The organism is Daejeonella sp. (assembly GCF_044342615.1).
Classification (GTDB): Bacteria; Bacteroidota; Bacteroidia; order Sphingobacteriales; family Sphingobacteriaceae; genus Daejeonella.
The window spans coordinates 1-20,621 of the sequence record NZ_JBIIPN010000015.1; the positions used below are offsets into that span (position 1 = coordinate 1).

Consider the following 20,621-nt stretch of genomic DNA (forward strand, 5'->3'; position numbering starts at 1 on the left):
TGTTGGATTTTAGTTCCTTCTGCGTCTTTCGCCGCTGCCGCCTTCACGACGTCCGCCAGTGCCTGCACTTGAACTTCCGCTACGATCTTCACGGCGCTTCCCTGAAAAATCACGGAAACCACCACCACTGCCACCTTCGCGTCCACCTTCACGACGACCGCCGCCACTTCCGCCACGGTAACCACCGCCACTTCCGCCTTCACGACGTCCACCACCACTTCCACCACGGTAACCACCGCCGCTTCCACGATATGAACCTCCACGATCACCACCGCCGCCACCTTCACGGTCGCCAGCTAATTCAATTCTTACATCTCTACCCTGGAAATCAACAGATTTAAATCCTTCAATTACCTGATTTACAGCAGATTCCTCAACTTCAAAGAAAGTAAATACCCCCTTAAGGTCGATTTTCCCTACACTCTTTCCGCTGATTTTAGTATTGTTGCAGATAAATCCTAACATGTCTCCACGAGTGAAATCATCAACTGATCCTAGATTCATGAATAGGCGGGTATAACCCGGACTAGTACTTGATTTGAAAGCACGATCACCACGCTCTGGACGATCACCACGCTCAAATCCGCGGTCGTCACCTGAAATATTTAAATCTGGTGATTTTGAATAATATTCAAGGAAACGATTGAATTCTAATGAAGCAAATCTTTTAATGATTGTTTCTTTATCCATGTCCTTAAACTCATCCATGATACGCGGAATGTATTGCTCAATCTGCTCCTCATTCACTTCAACATTGTGAACCTTATGAATCATCGCAAATAATTGCTTTTCACAAACATCAAATCCACTTGGAATCTCAGCTTTTGTGAATTGCTTACCAATGGTGCGCTCAATATGACGAATCTTACCTAATTCTTTCGAATTTATAATGGCAATTGAAATACCTGTTTTTCCTGCACGACCAGTACGGCCACTTCGGTGAGTATAATTTTCAATTTCATCTGGTAATGAATAGTTAATAACGTGAGTTACATCATTTACGTCGATACCTCTGGCAGCAACATCTGTTGCAATTAATAATTGAAGACTACGATCACGGTAGCGCTTCATAACTTTATCACGCTGCTGCTGCGATAAATCACCATGCAATGCATCAGCATTATAGCCGTCTTTCATTAGTGATTCTGCAATTTCTTGAGTCTCAATCTTAGTACGACAGAAAACTATACCGAAAATTTCGGGATTGAAATCTACAATTCGCTTAAAAGCGGCATATTTATCGCGCGCCTTAACTATGTAATATTCATGTTCGATGTTAACATTCCCGGTATTTTTGGTACCCATGGTCAGCTCGAACGGATCTGTCATGTATTTTTTTGCAATTCTGCGGACTTCAGATGGCATAGTTGCCGAGAATAACCAAGTTTTTTTATCATCCGGAGTGGTTGATAAAATACTGTCGATGTCTTCTTGGAAGCCCATGTTTAACATCTCATCGGCTTCGTCAAGAACAACGTATTGTACCTGACTGAAATCAATCGCCTTACGATTAATAATGTCAAGCATACGGCCTGGAGTGGCTACAACAATCTGAACGCCACGTTTAATTTGGCGTAACTGATCTGAAATGTTTGCACCGCCATAAACAGCAACAACGTTAACGTTCTTCATGTTTTTGGCGTAATTTTTAATGTCGCTTGTGATCTGTAAACAGAGTTCACGTGTTGGACAAAGAATTAACGCTTGTGGATAATTTTCTTCAAAATCCAATAATTCTAATAGGGGGAGGCCAAAGGATGCGGTTTTACCGGTTCCTGTTTGAGCTAATCCGACAAAATCGTTGCTGCCTGAAAGTAATACCGGGATAGCTTGTTCCTGGATTGGTGTGGGATTTTCGAATCCCAGTTCAGTGATGGCATTAACAATATCATGACGGATACCCAAGGTACTAAATGGGTTCATGATAATTTATAAGTGCTCTCAGCCTTATTGCTGAAAGCGCCGCAAAGATACGGTTTTTTAATGAAACTATCAATATATCCCTTATTTATTGAATTTGCATCGTAAATGTTTTAAATGCTCGCCTAGCCTATCTCACTATGTTTATCTTTTGTTTTAAAATCATTTAAAAATATTGGGATTTCTTTTTCCGCCTGACTAATGCATCAATTATCGTTAAATTACCTACCGAATTAATTGTATGTGTTCCAATAATATCTTTTTCCCATTCTGGTAAAATAGAATCCACTAATTTTTCCTCATAACTGCTTTCTGTCATTTCAATCACTTGGTTAATTGCTATGCCATAACCATAACACTTTAAACCGTTTTGTGCTGGTCTGTAGATTTTATCTTTGTATCTAAATATTTTCCCAGCTGGCCTCGATCGTTTAAAATCGCTCACAATCGGATTTTTGGGATGTGCTATCCATTCTTCACTTACTAATTTATCTGAATAAAATAGATGTAGCTCGTCTTGTGCAAATGCTTCCTCACTATTTGTAATGTTGCAAAAAAGCCAATATTTATTGTCCTGAAATAAAATGCTTGAATCAACTGCTTTAATATTTTTCATTAAAACTTTCTCTAAGTCCCATTTTAATGGAAATTGGGTGCACCTGTATAATTCTATCGTATTATTCTGCTTTGATTCTGGAATCATATATAACTCATTGTTTTCTTCTATCAAAAATGGATAGGAGAGATGGTAGTTTTTCTCTAAAACTTTAACAGGTTCTGAATAATTACCGTGCTCGTCCATCTCAATTAAACAGATATAACCTTTGTTATCTCGATAAATTAATTCTTCAAAAAAAATATAATAGATATCTCCCCTTTTTAAAACATGGGGGTCGGCCCAAAAACGATCTCTTGGGGGAATGATTTTTTGATATTTTGATAGGTCTGTAGAGATTTCCCCTATCTTGCAAATTCTAAAAAGTAATATCCATTGATAAAAATTAAATGTTAAATCATATTTGTTTTTTATTTTGGATAACATCAATCGTGGTGAATCGAAGAGCATTTTTATATTGGACGGTATCTGCCATTCATTTCTAGATTTAAATATTGGATGATCATTTAACTCCCTAATTTTTTCGAAAAATTGTATCTCACCCAGTTTATTTAACTCTTCAATTTTTAATGAGATATTTGATGAAGCTTTCCAATAAAACATGTTTCTATTTCTACTGATGCTTAATAAATCACTTGAAAAGCTTGTTTTGTAGAATAAAATCGATTTTTTACATCCTTCAAAAGTTGCATATAATGTAATTTCGGTCTCAGCGATTCCTTCAAATACTTCTTTAAACCCAGCTAAATATCTTTCATCCCCATTGGTTTCTAATGGCTGCAAGGACCAAATTCCAAATCGCGACACTTCTGATAATTCAGCCTTGCAAGGCATATTGGTTATTTTTATGAGGATATCAAGCTCAATTTTTTTTAATTCATTTAGAACATGCTTTTCAATTTTATCTCCTTCCAAATTAATATCAATGAACGTGGAGTTTACTAATAAAAGATCTTTTAAATTCTTTGTTTCAAAGGCATTAGGGGTGCTTTTATTGATTTTTTTATCTAATAAATTATAGGTTTTAAAGAATAAATATTTCCAGTTTTTAAGAAAATCTTGCTTTATTAATTTCTTCTTTGGATTAACTCTTAAAGCTAAAACAAGTTCCGAATCCGCCTCATTTTTCACCTTTTCAATCATTCTATACGACCAATTGGGTATCATCGTATCGTCGACTAAAATCCCGATTCTGAGTTTTTTCTTTTTCTTCTCCATATAAATTGGATTGGTTTTTTGATTGATTACTACTGTTTTGTGGATTATTTGGTATATTTAGATGGATATTATTATGAAATAGTAAGAATCATCCCTATTTTAGATAATTAACAAAATGGGATTAAATCTGTTTTAGGAAGAGAAGTTAATCTAGATTTTAAGGTCGATTGTGTAATTTATTAAAACTGGCCAATTGTTAATATTGATTGTTTGTTTCTAGATTTTTAATTATCCTATAAATATTACGTGTATTATTTGGAAAATTGATAAAAAGTCAAGATAATGCAGTATAATTCTACTGAGTATCCATAAAAAAGAAAATTCGATAAAAAATGAAGATCTATTCAAAATTTTTACCTGAAACTAAATTACGTGCAAAATTGATTGCATTTTTAGGATTAGCCTTTCTAGTTACTATCAGTTTTATGAATTCTGGAGGTAAAAGTGGTTTGCCTCAGGGGGATTCTGATAATGGCGGACTAGCCTTACCTGGTGATTTTGAGGCGGTAGTGGTGGTTGATTCTATCGGCCGTGCACGCCATTTGGCCGTAAACAGCAATGGAGATATTTACGTAAAATTAAGAGTGCCAGATGCTCAAAATAGAGGTAGCGTTGCTTTACGCGATAATAATAATGATGGTAAGGCTGACCTTGTCGAATATTTTGGAGATTATCCTGATACCGGGAATTATGGTACAGCAATGCGTATTCATAAAGGATATCTTTATTTCAGCACTGCTGGAGAGGTTTTAAGAACTAAACTTACTCCAGGAAAATTAGTCCCAGAAGGTAAAACAGAAACAATTGTAGTCGATAATTATAAAAGAGGCAAATACTCTCATATTGCTAAGCCAATCACATTTGACTTGAAAGGTAATTTATATGTGCCTTTTGGATCTCCAAGTGATGTTTGTCAGGTAGCCGACAGACAACCAGGTTCACCAGGTCAATTCCCTTGTCCTGAGTTAGAAGAATATGGTGGCGTTTGGAAGTTCAGTGCAACAAAATTAAACCAAAAGCAAAGTGAGGGAACACTCTATGCAACAGGTATTCGTAGTATCGTGGGTATGGACTGGAATAAATTAGATAATTCTCTTTATGCCATGCAACATGGTCGTGATGATATGTACAGAAGCTGGTCTAATATCTATTCTTCTTGGCAAAGTGCGCTATTACCTTCTGAAGAATTTTTAAAAGTTCCTGAAGGATCCCACTCTGGATGGCCATATACTTACTATGATTTCATGCAGGGAAAGAAGTTAATGAATCCTGAATATGGTGGTGATGGTAAAAAAGAAGCAGAACCTGGTAAGTACAATATGCCACTCATCGGTTTTCCAGGTCATTTTGCACCAAATGATTTATTGTTTTATACTGGCGACCAGTTTCCTGAACGTTATAAAAATGGAGCTTTCGTTGCTTTTCATGGTTCAACAATTCGTGCTCCATATCCGCAAGGTGGCTATTGCGTAGCATTCGTTCCTTTTGTGAATGGTAAGTTCTCTTCTGAGTGGGAACTGTTTGCAGATGGTTTTGGGGGTGTAGATACCATTGTGAATACTTCTGATGCCAAGTATCGCCCTATGGGTATAGCACAAGGTCCGGATGGTTCTCTTTACTTAAATGATAGTGAAAAGGGGAAAATTTGGAGAGTGATGTATAAAGGTGACAAAAAGAATTTCGGTACAAAGCAATTAGCTGGAATGGCTGCCCGTAAATTAACTTCTCCAAATGTTAAAACTCCAGATCCTGAAAAAGATAATTTAATGCGTGGCCAATTAGCTGCAGGCTCTAAACTTTATAATACCTATTGTGCCTCTTGTCACCAACAGAATGGAAAAGGTGATGGGACTCGTTTTCCACCAGTAGCTGAATCGGAATGGGTAAATGGAGATAAGAAAACCTTAATAGAGTTGGTATTAAACGGTTTATCTGGTCCTATAACTGTCAAAGGTGTTGGCTATAATGAAGCTATGCCTCCACATTCTTATCTTAAAGACACTGAAATAGCTCAAATTCTAACTTATTTAAGATCTAGTTTTGGCAATAATGCAAGTTTTGTTAGTCCGAACGAAGTCGCTAGATACCGCAAAAAATAAAAAAACATGAATTTCATTTCATACATCTTATTCATTTCTCTGCCTTTCTTATCGGAAGGTGGAGAAATTTCTAAACAATCAAGAGATTCTTTAATTTCAGTGGAAAATGCAGCTTTAAAAGCTAGCGACAAGGAATATTTAGTTGCCAAATTGAAAAAACCTTTAAAAATTGATGCTAACTGGGATAAAGCTCAATGGAAGAAAATTGAAACCATAAAAATTGAAAATTATATGGGGACAGTCTCTGCATTTAAACCCACAGTAGAAGCAAAAATGATGTATGATGCTGAAAATGTTTATTTGATTTTCAGAGTACAAGATAAGTTTGTTAAAAGTACCGTAACTAATATTAACGGCTGTGTTTCTTGCGATTCTTGTGTAGAATTCTTCTTCTCCCCAGATAAAGATGAACCTCTAAAATATTTTAATATTGAGATAAACGCTGGTGGTACCCCTCTTTTACAGTATGCCACTCAGCCAAGAAAGAAATATTTAGCACTTGAGAATGATGAAATAAATCAGATTGAAATTGCTCACTCTTTGCCTGCTGTAGTTGATCCGGAAATTACTGAGCCTGTAACATGGACTATAGAGTACAGACTTCCGCTCTCAGTTTTAAGAAAGTATTCAAATGTGACTAATCCAGCACCTGGTGTGATTTGGAAGGCTAATTTTTATAAAACAGGTAGCAAAACATCTAATCCTAATTATTTAACTTGGAATTTTGTGGATAATCCGAAGCCGGATTTTCATTTGCCCCAGTTTTTCGGAGTGATTAAGTTTCAATAAATTTTATTCATTGTTTTTTCAATTAGTGTAATTTTTATTAGTGGTCTTCATTCAATTTAATTTTTGTTTTTTCCTTAACAAAACAAATAGTTTACAATATTAATCGTTAAAGATATTAAGGATATGACTTTATGCTTTTGCATAATATTTCTATTTAAGTCTTTGTAATCATCATAATTTCTCTCAAATTGCGGCATAATTAATGAATATGGATATTGGGAAGCTTTTGGAAAGTGTTTTGCCAAAAGAAAGGATTAAATGTCGATTAATAGATCTTGTAGCCTATGCTTCAGATGCTGGTTTTTATTATTTGCGTCCTAAAGCAGTGGTTCAACCTATAAATGAAAGCGAAATTATTGCCTTGCTTTCATTTTCTCATCTACATAAAATTCCAATTACCTTTCGTACAGGTGGAACTAGTTTATCTGGTCAATCCATTACCGATGGAATCTTAGTTGATTTAAGCCAATATTGGAACCAGATTCTCATTGAAGATGATGGTAATTTGGTGAGGGTGCAGCCCGGAATTACGGGATCCATGGTAAATAATTACCTTAAAAAGTATAAAAAGAAAATTGGCCCCGATCCATCAAGTATTGATGCGGCCATGATGGGAGGTATCCTATCTAATAATTCAAGTGGGATGTGTTGCGGTGTTAGTTTGAACTCCTATCATACCACTAAGCATATTCGTTTTATTCTTCCTTCCGGAAAATCTTTCTCGACTGAAAATCAAGCTGATTATACTCGTTTTGAACAAGAATGTCCCGATATCTACAATTCAATTTTAAGTTTAAAACAGCAAATTGAGGCAAATCCGACTCTTTCGGATCGAATTAGAAGCAAATACCTAACAAAAAACACGGTTGGATATTCTTTGAATGCATTTATCGATTATTCTCATCCTCTTGATATTTTTTCTCATTTACTCATTGGTGCAGAGGGGACTTTAGGTTTTATCGCCGAAGCGGTGATGGAAACGGTTTCTGATTATCCTTTTAAATCATCTGCTTTCTTATATTTTGAAAATATTTATTCTGCTTGCCAGGCTATTGAAGCACTAAAAATTACAGGTGCCGAGGCAGTTGAATTAATGGATAGAGCCTCTTTGCGCTCCATTGAGAATTTGAAGGGTGTTCCAAGTGTCTTAAAAACACTACCTGAGGGTGCTGCAGCACTTTTGGTGGAATATCAAGCAAATAGTCCGGAGGATTTACAGTCGAAAATTGATAGCCTAAACCCTTATGCTTCTAAGTTTTTATTACTTGAACCTATAAATTTTACCACAGATCCTGCAACACAAGCTTTTTATTGGAAGTTACGTAAGGGAATGTTTCCAGCTGTTGGTGCTGTGCGCGCAAGCGGTACAACGGTAATTCTAGAAGATATTGCCTTTCCTGTGGCTAAGCTTGGAGATGCCATTCTTGATCTCCATGTACTTTTTGAGAAGTATCATTATGATAATGCCATTATTTTTGGTCATGCCAAGGATGGAAACATTCACTTCGTTGTTACTCAATCCTTTAACTCGCCAGATGAGGTAGATCGTTACGACCGTTTTTTAAGAGAAGTTGTAGAGCTAGTTGTTAAAAAATATGACGGGACGTTAAAGGCCGAGCATGGTACGGGTAGAAATATGGCTCCTTTTGTGGAAACAGAATGGGGTTCTGAAGCTTACCAAATCATGAAAAGCCTCAAAAAGGTGATTGATCCTGAAAACCTGCTGAATCCAGGTGTTATTATTAATGAAAATAGTAATGCGCATCTTCAAGATCTAAAATCATTGCCAAGCGTTGAGCAAGAAGTTGATAAATGCATTGAATGTGGTTATTGTGAACATAAATGTCCGAGTAGAAATGTGACTCTTACTCCTCGTCAAAGAATTGTTGTACGACGTGAGTTGGCTCTTTTGAAGTCGGCAGGTAAGCATGATCAATATGCCGAGCTAGTTCAGCAATATCAATACGATGGCTTGGATACTTGTGCCGTAGATGGTCTTTGTGCCACCAGTTGCCCCGTAGATATCAATACCGGCGATTTAGTGAAGCGCCTTCGTCGGGAAAGTCATTCTTCATTTTCAAATAAAGTTGCTCTTGCCGTTTCTAAAAATTTTAAGCTTGTTATCGTTATTGTAAATTTTGCCTTAGAAGTGGGCGCTTTCATGAATTCTCTTTTTGGAAAAAATACCATGAAAGGCATCACTAAGACAATCAAAAAAGTTATTCCGCAATTTCCTCTATGGAGTGATCAACTTATTACAAGTGGTTCTATTTCAGGTAAATATGTAAATAAAATCAATCAAAATACGCCTCAGGGACCAGCCGTTGTTTATTTCCCAACATGTATTTCACGTGTAATGGGAGGTGCAACTGATAAGAAAAATATACCAGATACCTTTTTAAGTGTTTCCGAAAAATCGGGAATACAAGTGATTATTCCTGAGGGTATTGGGGCGCTATGTTGCGGACAATTATTCTCTTCGAAAGGTTATAATTTGGCTTATGCAGATAAGTGCAATGAAACGATTGAGCAATTATGGATTGCAACAAATGAAGGTATGTTGCCTATTATTTTAGACGTTACTTCTTGCTCTCATACACTTCAACAATGCCGACCAATATTGAACGAAGCGAATAAACAAAGATTCGACCGTTTGACTATTCTCGATAGCATCGATTATTTACATGATTATGTGATTCCTGCTTGCGGACCTGTAGAGAAGAAGGGCACGGTTGTAGTGCATCCAGTCTGCTCTCTGCAGAAAATGGGACTTGAAAGAAAATTCGTCGCTGTAGCCTCTCATTTTAGCGAAAAAACAGATGTGCCAATTCATTCTGGTTGCTGCGGAATGGCGGGTGATCGTGGTTTTATATTTCCAGAACTAACTGCTTCAGCCACTAAGCCTGAAGCCATGGAAGTGCAAAAAAATAATTACGAAGGTTATTATTCATCTGGTAAAACCTGTGAAATTGCACTTTCTGATGCGGTTGGAAAGAATTATGAATCAGTACTTTACCTTGCAGATGAATCTATAAAACGGAAAGATTAATTTCGTGTAATAACTGATGGCAAAAAAGAGTTGTTAGTTGTCTTTATCAGTTGTCAGTTATCAGTTGTCAGACAAACGACATCTCTATATCCGGTGGCTGAGGTTCTCGAAGCCAGGTTCTCGAAGCCAAGTTCTAGATAACGGTTATGGGCGACCGCGAGGGTCGCCCCGACGGGATCTAATATTCTTAATTACTCATTTCTAAGTACTACTTACTAAATACTACCTACTATCTTAAACGATCAGCAGATTTAATCAGCTTTTCATCTTTTCTGATACCTCTCAAAGCTAGAACAATAAAAAACACACTCAAAGAGGGGAGAATAACTCCTAAACCATAATTTTCTGATTGTAAAGTTATTGGACCCAACACTTGCTTGGCGGTTTGTACCAACCAAAAGCTAAACCCTAAAATGGCAGCAATGCTTAGATAACATAACTTGATTTGCAACTTTCTGTTTTTGAATAAAAAGATAGTGATTAATGGAATTAATGCAATAATCACACTTACTATGGTCAAAGTCAAGAAAGATTCACTCTGCACAATTTGTCCCCCCACACTCTCTTGAACTCCAGTAATCTTTACAGCTCTAAAAGAACCATCCGAATTATAAACCTGTAGATATGGGAATAGAAATAAGCAAAAAATAGCAGTGGATGCAAGAAATAGCCAAATGGTTTGTACTCGTTGTAGCATGGTTAATTATGTTTAGGGCAAATATATATTAAATTAATTTTTCTGCTACTCATTGAAATCATAAATATAATATACAAAAAAAAATTAAAATTAGCAAATGCACTCTGCTCTTTGTATTTTCCGTATTACCTTTGCAGCTTGAATACTTTGCAAAGATATTTTATAGAAATTGCCTATAATGGAACGGCTTATCATGGCTGGCAGATACAGAAAAATGCTGTTTCTGTCCAGGAATTGATAAATAATGCGCTTTCAACCCTATGCAGGCAAAATATTGAAACCCTCGGCTGCGGTCGTACAGATACGGGTGTTCATGCTAGGCAGCTTTTTGCGCATTTAGATATCCCTGAAGAAATTGATGTTTTAAATCCACAATTTTTACAAAGATTGAATTCTTTGCTACCTCATGATATCGTTATCAAACGTTTTATAAAGGTAAAACCCGATGCTCATGCCCGTTTTGATGCTACATTACGATCTTATGAGTATCATATTCATTTTTTTAAAGATCCATTTCTAACTAATTTATCTTGGCACTTGCGTGATAAGCCAAATGTGGAGCTGATGAATCAAGCAGCAGCAATCCTCTTAGAGTATCACGATTTTAGTTGTTTTAGCAAATCAAATACCCAAACAATTACCAATAACTGTAGTATTGAAAGAGCAGAATGGCTGCAAACAGAAAAAGGAATCGTATTTCATGTTTCTGCCGATCGTTTTCTAAGAAATATGGTACGTGCAATTGTTGGCACTCTCCTTCGTGTTGGTAAGGAAGAAATGACTGTTGAAGAAATTAGAAAAGTAGTCGATAGTAAAAACAGATCGAATGCTGGTGAGTCGGTGCCCGCATGTGGTTTATATCTCACGGAAGTGGTTTATTCTTATCTAAAATAATTGTAAAAATATAATTTCCATGTCCAAAGTAAGCGGTAATGCGGTTGATGTCAGTCTCTTAAGGAGGGTGTTTCGCTACGCATACCCTTACCGTAAAATGTTTGTATGGTCAATCATCCTGACTATCCTGCTTGCTATTCTCGCTCCTCTTCGTCCATGGCTAATTCAATATACTTTAGATAAATTTATCCTTTTTGGGGATAGCAGCGGTCTCCTAAAAATGAGTTTATTGATGCTGGGTTTATTACTGATCCAAACCGCAGTTCAATATTTTCATACTTTTTTTACTAATATTTTAGGTCAGTCGGTTATCAAGGATCTCCGAATTAACGTTTTTAATCACATTAGCAGTTTAAAGCTTAAGTACTTTGATCGAACACCGCTCGGACAGTTAATTACTCGTACAGTGTCTGATCTAGAGACTATTGCAGATATTTTTTCTGAAGGTCTAATTGTTATTGTTGGGGATGTTTTGCAGGTTTTAGCCATTATTGCCGTGATGCTTTATACTGATTGGGAGCTTACCATCGTAGTTTTAATTCCGATGCCTTTCCTAATTATTGCCTCTTATGTGTTTAAAGAGGCTATAAAGTCGGCTTTTCAGGATGTGCGGACTCAAATATCTAATCTAAATACCTTCTTGCAGGAGCATATCTCAGGAATTCGCATTATTCAATATTTTGCTCGTGAAGATCAAGAGATGCGGAAATTCAAGGAGATTAATTCTAAGCATCGCGATGCTCATATACGATCAAACTGGTACTATTCCATTTTCTTTCCTGTGGTAGAGATAATATCTGCCATTTCTATTGGTTTGTTAGTTTGGTACGGTTCAAAATCGATTATTTCTAATCAAATTTCACCTGGAGTAGTGGTATCATTCATTATGTATATCAATATGTTGTTCAGGCCGATACGTGAACTTGCTGATAAATTTAACACCCTACAAATGGGTATGGTAGGGGCAGAGCGTATTTTCAATGTCTTGGATACCGATGAACGTACAGAAAACAAGGGTACACTTCAGCCAGCACTCGTGGCGGGCGACATACAATTTAAGAATGTGTGGTTTGCTTATAATGATGAAAACTGGGTTTTGAAGGATATTTCATTTCATGTTAAACCTGGCGAAACCTTGGCCTTAGTGGGAGCAACAGGTGCCGGGAAATCGTCTACAATCAATATTTTAAATCGTTTTTATGAAATTAATAGGGGTGAAATTTTGCTTGATGGGATTGACATTCGTGAGTATGAACTGAATTATTTACGCTCCACAATTGCTACTGTTTTACAAGATGTTTTTCTGTTTTCGGATTCTATTGCCAATAATATCAACCTTAATAACCAAGAGATAAGTCGCGAGAAAATCATACAAGCCGCCAAAGATGTGGGTGCCCTCGACTTCATAAACCGGCTTCCAGGTGCTTTTGACTATGATGTGATGGAAAGAGGTGCCACGCTCTCTGCTGGGCAGGCACAATTGATCTCTTTTATTCGTGCACTTGTTTACAATCCGCAAATTTTAGTTTTAGATGAAGCAACCGCCTCTGTAGATACTGAAACAGAGGAGCTTATTCAACATGCCATCAATAAATTGATGGAAGGGCGCACCTCCATTGTAATTGCCCATCGTTTATCTACCATCCAAAATGCAGATAGAATTATTGTTCTTGATCAAGGTGAAATCAAAGAAATGGGCTCTCATCAAGATTTATTGAAGCTAAATGGTTTTTACAAGCAACTTTATGATTTGCAGTTTAATTCTGAAGGAATTGCTAAAATCTAAAATATCCCCAAAATAAATTACCTTAGAATTTTAATTTTTATTTCTATTTATGAAGCGTGTTGTATCTCACCTAACTTTTCAGGTGCTTGTGGCTATTGTTTTGGGTATTTTGGTTGGGATTAATTTTCCAGGATTTGCACCTACAGCAAAGTTAATTAGCCAGACCTTCATCAATATGATTAGCATGCTCATCGCTCCAATCATATTTTTTACCATCGTTTTGGGAATTGCACAAATGGGGGATCTCAAAAAAGTGGGTCGGGTCGGGGGTAAAGCTCTTCTTTATTTTGAGATAATTACTACCGTAGCTATTGTAATTGGTTTGGTGGTAGCAAATGTTTTTAAACCAGGTAAAGGGGTGGTAGTAAGTGCAATAAATGCAGATGCATCAAAAGTTCAAGCTTATCAAGACTCAGGTGCCGATATGAACTGGCTTGAGTTTTTTGCCCATATCGTTCCAAAAAATATCTTCGAATCATTTGCTAAAGGCGATATTCTCCAAATCTTATTCTTCGCGGTTTTATTTGGTTTTGCGCTAAGTCGTATGGGGACTGCCGGGACATCTTTAGTTGGAACTTTCGAAAAATTATCCAAAGTGATATTCAATATCATGAAAATGATCATGGTTTTAGCACCTTTTGGGGCTTTTGGTGGGATGGCTTTCACTATTGGGACTTACGGATTAGAAACCCTTTATCCTTTAGGTAAATTGATGATTGCCGTTTACATGACCATGATTGTATTTATTTTTGGAGTGCTCAACTTCGTATGTTACCTTTATAAAATAAGTCTGTGGCAATTATTGAAGTATATCCGACAAGAAATTGTGATTGTTGTAGGTACATCTTCTTCCGAATCGGTATTGCCAAGCATGATTTTGAAGATGGAAAAATTTGGTTGTTCTAAATCTGTTGTGGGCTTGGTAATTCCAACTGGCTATTCTTTCAATTTAGATGGTACCTCCATTTATTTATCAATGGCCGTTATATTTTTATCTCAAGTATTTAATGTTAATCTGACTATTGCACAGCAGTTAACCATTATTGGGGTATTAATGATTACTTCAAAGGGTGCTGCAGGAGTCACAGGAAGTGGTTTCATTGTTCTTGCTTCAACTTTAACAGCGCTTAAAGTTGTTCCAATTGAGAGTATTGCCATTTTATTAGGGGTAGATCGATTCATGTCGGAAGCGCGTGCAATTACCAATCTTATAGGAAATGCGGTAGCGTCGGTGGTGATTGCAAAAAGTGAAAAAGAGTTCGATCAAAAGGCTTATCAGAGGGCAATTAATCCAAATGCTCCTGAAGAGGTGATCATAATTTAAAAAATCTAAAATTCCTTCAATTCTTTTTAGATAACCTTTTGAGATTCTGCTTGATTCTGTTAGCTTTGCTGTACAAAAATATATTCAATGAGTGTACTGGTAAATAAAGATTCAAAAGTAATAGTTCAGGGTTTCACTGGCAATGAAGGCACTTATCATGCCTCACAGATGATTGAGTACGGAACGCAGGTTGTAGGTGGTGTAACGCCGGGTAAAGGCGGACAAAGTCATCTTGATCGTCCGGTGTTTAATACAGTTAAAGATGCTGTAGTTAAAACTGGAGCGGATGTTTCCATCATTTTTGTTCCGCCAGCTTTTGCTGCTGATGCAATTATGGAAGCTGCTGAAGCAGGAATTAAAGTTATAGTTTGTATCACTGAAGGTATCCCTACAAAGGATATGATTTTAGTGAAAGAATATATTGCTGATAAAGATTGCCGTTTAATCGGTCCAAACTGTCCAGGTATCATAACTGCTGACGAAGCTAAAATTGGTATTATGCCAGGTTTTATCTTCAAAAAAGGTGGTGTAGGAATCGTTTCAAAATCTGGAACACTTACTTATGAAGCTGTTGATCAGGTTGTTAAAGCTGGTTTAGGTATTACTACTGCAATCGGTATTGGTGGTGATCCAATCATTGGTACGCCTACTAAAGAAGCTGTAATGTTATTGATGAACGATCCTGAAACTAAGGGTATTGTGATGATCGGTGAGATTGGTGGAGGAATGGAGGCTGAAGCTGCTTATTGGATCAAAGAAAATGGCACTAAGCCAGTTGTTGGTTTTATCGCTGGCCAAACAGCGCCTCCAGGACGTCGTATGGGTCACGCAGGTGCAATTGTTGGTGGCGCTGATGATACTGCCGCTGCGAAGATGAAAATCATGAGAGAGTGTGGTATTCGTGTAGTTGAATCACCAGCAGAAATCGGTGCAGCAATGGCCGAGGAGCTTGCTAAATTATAATTAGATCCCTCTTTTATCAAAATATAAAACCGGCTTTATGCCGGTTTTTTTATGTTCTTTTTATTGCCAAATTAAGCTTGGTTTTCCGTTTTTCAGGCTCTAAATTTGCGTTTTTGCTGTGAAATGACGATATTTGCATTATTAATTAAAAATGAATCAGATGAAAACATTAATTAATATCTTCTGCTTCTGCTTTATTTTAGTAATCTCCGCCTCGGCTCAGCAAGCAGAAATTCAAAAGGATACTTTAAAAAACGATAGTCTTAAAATCGACTCTTTAGCTTTAGATAGCTTGCAAGCAGATAGCCTTCTAATGGATAGTCTGTTTTCGAAAAATGTTCGTAAAATAAAAGGTAAGGCAACCTATTACGCGAGTAAATTTCACGGGCGTCGTACCACAAGTGGCGAGATTTATAGTAATAATAAAATGACAGCCGCCCACCTCAGATTACCATTTGGTACCATGGTAAAAGTTACAAATATTGCTAATGGTCGCACGGTAGTTGTTAAAGTAAATGATCGAGGACCTCATAGCAAAGTTTTCATGATTGATCTTTCGCAGGCAGCAGCTAAAAAACTCGGTTTTTACTCCAAAGGTGTCGCAAACGTAGAAATTACCTATAAAATACCCGGTAGTTAAGATTAAAATCTTCTTTGTTTGTAGGATGTCAAATATGTGGCTATTCTGATTTATTGCTTTTGTGCTTCTTATCTTTGTATAAATGGCGTACAACAAACTAAATCCCGAAGAAGAATATATTATCCTTCACAAGGGTACCGAAAGGCCCTTTACAGGCGAATATCTAGATAATAAGCAAGCTGGAACCTATGTTTGCAGGCAATGCGATGCTCCTCTTTATCGCTCAGAAGATAAGTTTGACTCGCATTGCGGATGGCCAAGTTTTGATGATGAAATAGATGGTGCAATTAAGAAAATTACAGACAGAGATGGTCGCAGGACAGAAATTCTTTGTGCCAATTGTGGCGGACATTTAGGCCATGTGTTTGTAGGAGAGAAGCTTACCACTAAAAATACACGTCATTGTGTAAACTCCATTTCAATGAAGTTTATTCCTTTTTAATTTAATATCTTAATGCTTTTTTGCCCAACAAATGGCCCACATTAGGTATTTAGATAGTAGGTCAACTTCTTCAAAGCCTGCATTTTTAAGATTGTCTAAATGCCAGCCTATAGGACTATGATGATCGTGTGCATCTTGGTGTTCCATCCACATCTTCCAGTTTTCTTCAGTTGATCCAAGTTTGAAAGCACCCTCTTTCCAACAATCAATGTTTTTAAAATAAATATCATCTGTTATCCCACGTGTTTGGTCGGCGAAAATAAAAATTCCACCCTTTTTTAACGATTGATATACATTTTTGTAAAGTTCTAGTTTAAATGGATCTTCCACATGGTGAATCGCAATACTCGACATCACTAAATCATATTCAGCAGCGGGCAAATGCATCGTTTTAAAATCTGCTTGTATGTAATTAATATTGGATTTATTGGCAAATCTTTTCTTGCATTCTTCTAAAATATCCTCCGAAAGATCTAGCGCGTCAATCTGTGTATCGGGGAAATGTTCTATTATTTTTTGAGTGAGATTGCCTGTTCCGCAACCTAAATCTAATATCCTTAAAGGCTTAAAATCAGCATTTAAGTATAAAAACATATTGTTTAATAACTCATCATAGCGAGGTACACATTTCCTAATTAGGTCTGAATAGCTGCTACTTAATTGATCATAAAACTCTTCAACATTTTCCATAAATTGCTTTCTGCGATAATTTGTATGATATTTTTAATAAAAACCCTAATTTCACAGTTTTAATATTCATTATGAAATTACTAGAAGGAAAAATAGCATTAATAACTGGTGCATCAAAAGGTATCGGTAGAAAGATCGCTGAAAAGTTCGCTGAACATGGTGCAGATGTGGCTTTTACTTATTTATCATCTGTTGAAAAGGGTGAAGCCCTGCAGCAAGAATTACAAAGCTTTGGCACTAAAGTGAAGGGCTATCGCTCGGATGCCTCTAATTTTGATGATGCAGAAAAGCTTATCAATGATATTGTTGCTGATTTCGGTACAATCGATATCGTGGTTAATAATGCAGGAATAACCAAAGATGGCTTATTGATGCGCATGACTGAAGAAAATTGGGATGATGTATTAAACATTAATCTTAAATCAATTTTCAATGTTACGAAGGCAGCTTCTAAGGTGATGATGAAAAATCGTAAGGGTGTTTTCATTAATATGAGTTCAGTTGTTGGGGTGCAGGGTAATGCCGGACAAGCGAATTATGCTGCCTCTAAAGCAGGAATTATTGGTTTCTCAAAATCAGTAGCTAAAGAATTAGGCTCTAGAAATATTCGTACCAATGTGGTGGCACCAGGTTTTATCCGTACAGAAATGACTGATGTACTTGATCCTAAGGTAGTTGAAGGCTGGGCGCAAGCAATTCCTTTGAAACGTGCCGGCGAACCCGATGATGTTGCTAATTTATGTGTTTTCCTCGGCTCTGACATGAGTGCATATATTACCGGTCAGGTAATTCCTGTTGATGGAGGAATGCTTTAGTTAGTACTTAGTACTTAGTATTGAGTAGTTAGATAGGAGACAATAGATATGAGACAATAGACAATTGATTTGAGACTCTCATATCTCACATCTCACATCTCAAATCTATTTTAATACCTAATTTTAAAAAGGCATATTTGTAATATGCCTTTTTTGTTACAAATACAATTTACAACGCATTCATTTTTTTGGCTCCTAGGGTGTTTAGGTCTGGGAATTGCCTATGCTTTTGTGTTGTATGGAAATCCGGTGAGCTTAAAAAATTCTCTCAAACGGCTTCTTTTCGCCATTCGAGCTATCTTGATTTCATTGATTGCTTTTTTGTTAGTGGCTCCAATGGTAAAAACTACTGAAGAGCGAATCGAAAGGCCTTTAATTATATTGGCTTTAGATAATTCATCTTCGATTTTAAGTTCCAAAGCTTCAAATTTTGATCCGAAAAGCTATGTGAGTCAGATTAAAAATCTTGAAAAAGATCTTTCTGCTGACTATGACTTAAGGACTTTTTATTTTGATTCTGAATTAAAAGAAGGTCTGAAAACAACTTTTGATGGTAATCAGACAGATATTTCAAAGCTTTTTAAGCAAGTAAATGATCAATTCTCTAATCGAAATATTGGTGCCATTATTTTAGCAAGTGACGGTATTTACAATCGGGGAGGGAGTCCCCAATATGAAAGTCAGAAAATTCCTGGACCAATTTATACCATTGCTCTTGGCGATACCATAGCCAAACGTGATTTACTGATTTCTAACATAAATTATAATGAAATTGCCTATCTAGGGAATGATTTTGAGGTAGAAATCAATTTGGAGGCTTTTCAAGCTAAGGGTAGCACCTCGCTTTTAACAGTTTCATCGCCTAGCGGAATCGTTTATTCTAAGTCTATTTCTATTAGTTCGGATGAGTTTAGGCAAAGTCTCAAAGCAATTCTACCTGCTAGTCGTTTAGGCTTACAGTCTTTTAAAGTTCAATTCTCAAAGCTCAATAATGAATGGTCCTTAGAAAATAATTCGCAATCCATATTTGTAGAGGTAATTAATGGCAAAAAGCAGGTTTTAATTCTTGCAAATGCCCCACATCCAGATATTACTGCTCTAAAGCAATCTATTGAGAATAATAAAAACTATACTGCTAAAGTGCTTTTGGCAAGCGATTTTAAAGTTTCTGATAGTCGCGATTCAGATTTAATAATTCTACATCAAGTCCCCTCAAAGTCAAACAGGGCTTTGGATATTTTACGTCAGACGAGTAATAAATCACGTCTATTTATTTTGGGTGCCCAAAGTGATATCCCAGCTTTCGCTTCCGTTCAATCAATTTTAGGAATTAGTAGTCCCGGAATGATGCAGGAAGCTTTAGCGAACATAAAAACTGATTTCTATGCCTTTACCTTGTCGGAAGCCAACAAACTTAAAATCCGCAATTTTAGTCCGCTACTAACCCCTTTTGGCACATATACCCTTAAAGGCCCTGCTATTGCTCTCATGAGCCAGCAGATAGGTAAAGCAGTAACTGACCAACCTTTATTAGTTTTTGCTGAAGAAAATGGCCTAAGAACAGGCATTTTAACTGGTGAAGGTCTTTGGAGATGGCGTTTAGAAGATTTTCAGGAGAATTCGAATCATGATGCTAGCAATGAATTGGTGCAGAAAACCATTCAATATTTGGTGAGTAGTGATGATAAAAGAAAATTTAGGGTTTATACATCAAAGAATACATTTGATGAAAATGAAGCTCTTATACTTAACGCAGAACTTTATAATGATGCTTTTGACTTAGTAAATACATCAGATGTGAATATTAGCCTAAAAAATAATTCAGGTAAGACTTTTTCATATTTATTTTCTAAAACATCGAATGCTTACCAGCTTAAGGCAGGTATTTTACCTTCTGGGACATATACTTATCAGGCTAAAACTAAACTTGGGAAGAATTTGTATCAAGCTGAGGGACAGTTTATTGTCAATGCCCAGCAGCTTGAATTGAAGCAAAGTAGGGCTAATCATCAATTAATGTACCTGATAGCGAGCCAAAGTGGTGGAAAAATGCTATTCCCCAATCAAATAAGTGCTATTCCTGATTTAATTAAAGCTAATGAAACTGTTAAAACGATTGCATATGAAGATCGTACTTATGAAGAACTTGTCGATATAAAATCAATATTTTTCCTATTGCTTTTATTGCTTAGTGGCGAATGGTTGATGAGGAAACGTAATGGGGAAATTTAATTAGACCCTATGGTCGGTCCTATGGTCGGTGTTTTCACCGTACCAGCTTATACTCTAGTCAGTCTTGTTTTCGTACAAGCCTATCTTATTTTCCAAAGAAAGAACTCTTTTCTTCTTCTTTCGGTGCTTCCTCAATGATTACAAAGACATCTTCATTCTCTTTTTTCATGAGGTATTTTTCACGAGCAAATTTTTCGAGTTTAATTTGGTTGGTAGTAAGTTCATTTAGGTCTTTAACCACTTTAGCAGTTTCTTGGGTATAGAATTCCTTTTCTGCTTTTAACTTATTTACCTGGGTGCGGTATTCATATTGAGACATCAGATCATTGCGATCAAAAAATAACATCCAGGTAAGAAATGCAACACTTGCAATCAGATACTTGTTTCGAATTAGATTTAAAAGTCTGGTCATCATACAAATATAAAACAAAAACATCCTAAGATTTA

The 20,621-nt window shown here is 36.5% G+C and carries 16 protein-coding genes; 11 read left to right on the forward strand and 5 right to left on the reverse strand.

The features are described from left to right. Positions 1-9 precede the first annotated feature (9 nt). Together ACIQ0D_RS02450 and ACIQ0D_RS02455 are read right to left on the reverse strand one after the other, a co-directional pair. Complete coding sequence (locus tag ACIQ0D_RS02450; protein WP_395802767.1) at positions 10-1,923, reverse strand: DEAD/DEAH box helicase; 1,914 nt, start codon at positions 1,921-1,923, stop codon at positions 10-12. A gap of 163 nt (positions 1,924-2,086) precedes the next feature. Beyond that, positions 2,087-3,754, reverse strand: a complete 1,668-nt coding sequence (locus ACIQ0D_RS02455; RefSeq protein WP_395802769.1) for a hypothetical protein — start codon at positions 3,752-3,754, stop codon at positions 2,087-2,089. 332 nt (positions 3,755-4,086) lie between these two features. On the opposite strand from ACIQ0D_RS02455, the gene ACIQ0D_RS02460 reads away from it, so the two are divergent. The 3 genes from ACIQ0D_RS02460 (at position 4,087) to ACIQ0D_RS02470 (ending at position 9,691) form a co-directional block, all read left to right on the forward strand. Next, complete coding sequence (locus ACIQ0D_RS02460; protein ID WP_395802771.1) at positions 4,087-5,853, forward strand: c-type cytochrome; 1,767 nt, start codon at positions 4,087-4,089, stop codon at positions 5,851-5,853. A 6-nt stretch (positions 5,854-5,859) separates the two neighbouring features. Then, complete coding sequence (locus ACIQ0D_RS02465) at positions 5,860-6,642, forward strand: carbohydrate-binding family 9-like protein (protein ID WP_395802773.1); 783 nt, start codon at positions 5,860-5,862, stop codon at positions 6,640-6,642. 202 nt (positions 6,643-6,844) lie between these two features. Continuing rightward, positions 6,845-9,691 (forward strand): FAD-binding and (Fe-S)-binding domain-containing protein, encoded by a 2,847-nt coding sequence (locus ACIQ0D_RS02470; RefSeq protein WP_395802775.1) that lies wholly within the window; start codon positions 6,845-6,847, stop codon positions 9,689-9,691. A gap of 229 nt (positions 9,692-9,920) precedes the next feature. Here ACIQ0D_RS02470 and ACIQ0D_RS02475 read toward each other — a convergent pair whose 3' ends face one another. Next, positions 9,921-10,388 (reverse strand): DUF4293 domain-containing protein, encoded by a 468-nt coding sequence (locus tag ACIQ0D_RS02475; RefSeq protein WP_395802777.1) that lies wholly within the window; start codon positions 10,386-10,388, stop codon positions 9,921-9,923. Positions 10,389-10,535: 147 nt separating this feature from the next. Here ACIQ0D_RS02475 and truA point away from each other — a divergent pair, with 147 nt between their 5' ends. From truA to ACIQ0D_RS02505, 6 genes are all read left to right on the forward strand, one after another. Further along, positions 10,536-11,282 carry a tRNA pseudouridine(38-40) synthase TruA gene (gene truA, locus ACIQ0D_RS02480; protein ID WP_395802779.1) on the forward strand — a complete coding sequence of 249 codons (747 nt, stop codon included), beginning with the start codon at positions 10,536-10,538 and terminating at the stop codon, positions 11,280-11,282. A gap of 19 nt (positions 11,283-11,301) precedes the next feature. Continuing rightward, positions 11,302-13,068: an ABC transporter ATP-binding protein gene (locus tag ACIQ0D_RS02485; RefSeq protein ID WP_395802781.1), complete on the forward strand. Its 1,767-nt coding sequence runs from the start codon at positions 11,302-11,304 to the stop codon at positions 13,066-13,068. 49 nt (positions 13,069-13,117) lie between these two features. Further along, positions 13,118-14,392 (forward strand): C4-dicarboxylate transporter DctA, encoded by a 1,275-nt coding sequence (gene dctA / locus ACIQ0D_RS02490; protein WP_395802783.1) that lies wholly within the window; start codon positions 13,118-13,120, stop codon positions 14,390-14,392. Positions 14,393-14,479: 87 nt separating this feature from the next. Beyond that, positions 14,480-15,355, forward strand: a complete 876-nt coding sequence (gene sucD, locus ACIQ0D_RS02495) for a succinate--CoA ligase subunit alpha (RefSeq protein ID WP_291401378.1) — start codon at positions 14,480-14,482, stop codon at positions 15,353-15,355. Between the two features lie 160 nt (positions 15,356-15,515). Then, positions 15,516-15,995 carry a septal ring lytic transglycosylase RlpA family protein gene (locus ACIQ0D_RS02500; RefSeq protein WP_395802785.1) on the forward strand — a complete coding sequence of 160 codons (480 nt, stop codon included), beginning with the start codon at positions 15,516-15,518 and terminating at the stop codon, positions 15,993-15,995. 82 nt (positions 15,996-16,077) lie between these two features. Continuing rightward, complete coding sequence (locus ACIQ0D_RS02505; RefSeq protein WP_395802787.1) at positions 16,078-16,437, forward strand: methionine-R-sulfoxide reductase; 360 nt, start codon at positions 16,078-16,080, stop codon at positions 16,435-16,437. Between the two features lie 9 nt (positions 16,438-16,446). On the opposite strand, the gene ACIQ0D_RS02510 is transcribed toward ACIQ0D_RS02505, so the two are convergent. Then, positions 16,447-17,127, reverse strand: coding sequence for a class I SAM-dependent methyltransferase (locus ACIQ0D_RS02510; protein ID WP_395802789.1), 681 nt, complete (start codon positions 17,125-17,127; stop codon positions 16,447-16,449). Between the two features lie 71 nt (positions 17,128-17,198). On the opposite strand from ACIQ0D_RS02510, the gene fabG reads away from it, so the two are divergent. Both fabG and ACIQ0D_RS02520 read left to right on the forward strand, forming a co-directional pair. After that, positions 17,199-17,942 (forward strand): 3-oxoacyl-[acyl-carrier-protein] reductase, encoded by a 744-nt coding sequence (gene fabG, locus ACIQ0D_RS02515; RefSeq protein ID WP_395802791.1) that lies wholly within the window; start codon positions 17,199-17,201, stop codon positions 17,940-17,942. Positions 17,943-18,278: 336 nt separating this feature from the next. Continuing rightward, positions 18,279-20,174: a hypothetical protein gene (locus tag ACIQ0D_RS02520; protein ID WP_395802793.1), complete on the forward strand. Its 1,896-nt coding sequence runs from the start codon at positions 18,279-18,281 to the stop codon at positions 20,172-20,174. 85 nt (positions 20,175-20,259) lie between these two features. Here the strand turns inward: ACIQ0D_RS02520 and ACIQ0D_RS02525 are convergent, their stop codons facing one another. Further along, a complete protein-coding gene (locus ACIQ0D_RS02525) occupies positions 20,260-20,586 on the reverse strand; it encodes a septum formation initiator family protein (protein ID WP_395802820.1) in 327 nt (108 codons plus the stop codon). Between the last annotated feature and the right edge of the window lie 35 nt (positions 20,587-20,621).

Bases quoted from the DNA above. Each gene is read 5' to 3' on its own strand.
- ACIQ0D_RS02450 (WP_395802767.1), bottom strand. From the start codon at position 1,923: ATGAACCCATTTAGTACCTTGGGTATCCGTCATGATATTGTTAATGCC.
- ACIQ0D_RS02455 (WP_395802769.1), bottom strand. From the start codon at position 3,754: ATGGAGAAGAAAAAGAAAAAACTCAGAATCGGGATTTTAGTCGACGAT.
- ACIQ0D_RS02460 (WP_395802771.1), top strand. From the start codon at position 4,087: ATGAAGATCTATTCAAAATTTTTACCTGAAACTAAATTACGTGCAAAA.
- ACIQ0D_RS02465 (WP_395802773.1), top strand. From the start codon at position 5,860: ATGAATTTCATTTCATACATCTTATTCATTTCTCTGCCTTTCTTATCG.
- ACIQ0D_RS02470 (WP_395802775.1), top strand. From the start codon at position 6,845: ATGAATATGGATATTGGGAAGCTTTTGGAAAGTGTTTTGCCAAAAGAA.
- ACIQ0D_RS02475 (WP_395802777.1), bottom strand. From the start codon at position 10,388: ATGCTACAACGAGTACAAACCATTTGGCTATTTCTTGCATCCACTGCT.
- ACIQ0D_RS02485 (WP_395802781.1), top strand. From the start codon at position 11,302: ATGTCCAAAGTAAGCGGTAATGCGGTTGATGTCAGTCTCTTAAGGAGG.
- dctA (WP_395802783.1), top strand. From the start codon at position 13,118: ATGAAGCGTGTTGTATCTCACCTAACTTTTCAGGTGCTTGTGGCTATT.
- sucD (WP_291401378.1), top strand. From the start codon at position 14,480: ATGAGTGTACTGGTAAATAAAGATTCAAAAGTAATAGTTCAGGGTTTC.
- ACIQ0D_RS02500 (WP_395802785.1), top strand. From the start codon at position 15,516: ATGAAAACATTAATTAATATCTTCTGCTTCTGCTTTATTTTAGTAATC.
- ACIQ0D_RS02505 (WP_395802787.1), top strand. From the start codon at position 16,078: ATGGCGTACAACAAACTAAATCCCGAAGAAGAATATATTATCCTTCAC.
- ACIQ0D_RS02510 (WP_395802789.1), bottom strand. From the start codon at position 17,127: ATGGAAAATGTTGAAGAGTTTTATGATCAATTAAGTAGCAGCTATTCA.
- fabG (WP_395802791.1), top strand. From the start codon at position 17,199: ATGAAATTACTAGAAGGAAAAATAGCATTAATAACTGGTGCATCAAAA.
- ACIQ0D_RS02520 (WP_395802793.1), top strand. From the start codon at position 18,279: ATGGTAAAAACTACTGAAGAGCGAATCGAAAGGCCTTTAATTATATTG.
- ACIQ0D_RS02525 (WP_395802820.1), bottom strand. From the start codon at position 20,586: ATGACCAGACTTTTAAATCTAATTCGAAACAAGTATCTGATTGCAAGT.